This is a genomic window from Methanoregula sp., assembly GCF_002835825.1.
Lineage (GTDB): Archaea > Halobacteriota > Methanomicrobia > Methanomicrobiales > Methanospirillaceae > Methanoregula.
The window spans coordinates 1-1049 of sequence record NZ_PIZH01000759.1 but is presented as its reverse complement, the minus strand read 5'-3'; the positions used below and the strand labels follow the sequence as shown (position 1 = coordinate 1049).

1 protein-coding gene is annotated in these 1049 nt (G+C 59.6%); it reads left to right on the top strand.

The window, feature by feature from the left end; genetic code table 11:
• A partial coding sequence (locus CW742_RS14990; RefSeq protein ID WP_292421787.1) for a Cache 3/Cache 2 fusion domain-containing protein occupies positions 1-1049 on the top strand: 1049 nt, incomplete at both ends.

Here is a 1049-nt window from a genome sequence, read left to right as displayed (position 1 = left end):
GTCGTGGCCTACACCAGCTCGAGCGCGGTCATCAGCGAACAGACCGAGCGGCTGCTGGAGACGCAGGTCCTGGACATGAAGGGGTGGACCAACGATGTGTACAAGCTCACGCGCAACAAGGTCAACAGCGACCTCAACGTGGCAAAACAGAACTTCTATGCCAAAGGCTCGCCGGAGATCATCGAAAACCACATGACTCTTATCGACACCGGGGGCAGCCAGTACGTGGTCAATGACAACTACGAGATCGTTGACAACGTCCAGAGGATGGTCGGGGGCGCAGCAACCGTCTTCCAGGTCTACAACGACAGCTACGCGGTCCGCATCTCGACAAACGTCCTCGACTCTATCGGCAAGCGGGCGGTCGGCACGCACCTGACCGACGATGTCTACGATTATACCGTCAAGAACGACAAGACCTACTATGGCCGGCGCGACCTGTTCGGCAAGAACTATGTGACCGCCTACGAGCCGATCAAGGACCCGAAAGGGAAGATCATCGGCGTGCTCTTCGTCGGCACCGAGGAAGGCCAGACCCTTGACGTGGTCAAGACGAGCATCCGCGAGACGGTCGTGGGCCAGCGCGGGTACATGTATGTCATCGACAGCGAAGGCAATGTCCTTGTCCACCCCTCAAAGGAAGGCCAGAACTGGGCCGGCGAATCCTATGTCCAGGAGATGCTCCGGAACAAGGAGGGTGCCATTCCCCACGAGGTCGACGGAACCCAGGTGCTCGACGCCTACACCTACTACGAACCCCTTGACTGGTACATCGTCTCCCGCGCAGAACTCGCAGACTACACCGGGCCCATCGACACGATCCGCGATGTCATCGTCGCGCTGATGATCGCATCGATTGCCATCGGTGCCATCATCGCCATCGTCTTCGGCCGCTCGATCTCGTACCCCCTGCAGCAGGTCGTCGTGATGATCAAGGAGCTCCGAAACGGCCACCTCTCGGCCCGGTTAAACATCCGCCGGAAGGACGAGATCGGCATCATGGCGGCGACCATGGATGAGTTCGCCGACGAGCGCCAGACCAACGTGGT